Source organism: Streptomyces blattellae, assembly GCF_009709555.1.
Lineage (GTDB): Bacteria > Actinomycetota > Actinomycetes > Streptomycetales > Streptomycetaceae > Streptomyces > Streptomyces blattellae.
In genome coordinates this window covers 1-527 of sequence record NZ_WJBG01000030.1, presented here as the reverse complement: position 1 = coordinate 527, position 527 = coordinate 1, and the positions used below count along the sequence as shown (strand labels likewise).

The 527-nt window shown below is 64.9% G+C and carries 1 pseudogene; it reads right to left on the bottom strand.

The features are described from left to right. Positions 1-176 precede the first annotated feature (176 nt). Positions 177-527: pseudogene (locus GFH49_RS00865) on the bottom strand (IS1634 family transposase); the annotation flags it as partial.

Sequence of the window (527 nt, the reverse complement as noted above, 5' to 3'; positions counted from 1 at the left end):
TCAAGCGGATCCTGACGCGGCTTCAGCAGGAGCTTGGAGCCGACATCGCCTATACAACGGTGTCCCGGGTTCGACGTAATTCGGCAGCCTGGAGAGGCGAATCTGGGGCCTGACCTGGGCGGACATGCGTGTGTCCGCCTGGAGGGCGTGTCTCTAGGCGGTGGTGTTCTCGCTGGTCAGCGAGGAGCGGGCTGAAGTGAGACGACCTGCTTGGGGGCGGGGATGTCCAGCTTCGCGAGTAGGTCGCGCTGAGGCTTGGTCAGGGTGGTGACCTGCTGGAACGTGCCGGTGCGGCCGGTGAAGGTGCCCAGATGGAGGCGGTCGAGTTCGCGTCGGATGTGCGGCCAGGTCTTGCCGGTGGTGGTCTCGGTGATCCGGATGAGGAGGAGGGCGAGCCAGCAGAGGATGACGTGGGCTCGGATGCGTTCTTCGAGGCGGTGGTAGACGGGCCGCAGGTCGATGATCTGCTTCATGTCCCGCCAGCCGCGTTCAAGGAGCAAGCCGCAGTGCTGACATAGACGAGGACG